Source organism: Vibrio sp. 10N.222.49.C9 (assembly GCF_041474985.1).
GTDB classification, from domain to species: domain Bacteria; phylum Pseudomonadota; class Gammaproteobacteria; order Enterobacterales; family Vibrionaceae; genus Vibrio; species Vibrio crassostreae_C.
On the sequence record NZ_JBFRVD010001536.1, the window covers coordinates 1 to 248 of the forward strand.

The window sequence follows — 248 nt, forward strand, 5'->3', positions numbered from 1 at the left end:
GCTCCTGGGTTTGGCGCAGATGAAAATGAAATCGTTCTTAGCCGCAACACAACCGATGGCATGATCTCTGTAGTCAGCGGCCTAGATTTTAAAGAAGGTGATGTGATCATCACCACTCACCATGAGCACATTGGTGGTACTTCACCACTATTTGTCGCTGCAGATCGTGTTGGTGCTACCGTCGTAGAAATCGAGATTCCGGTTTACACAGGTGACTCTCCATTAACTAAAGAGGATTTTGTTCAAGC

General features: G+C 46.4%; 1 protein-coding gene. It reads left to right on the plus strand.

Annotation, left to right across the window (positions count from 1 at the left end; genetic code table 11):
- The coding region (locus AB4585_RS29130; protein WP_372172292.1) for an aminotransferase class V-fold PLP-dependent enzyme at positions 1–248 on the plus strand (248 nt) is incomplete at both ends.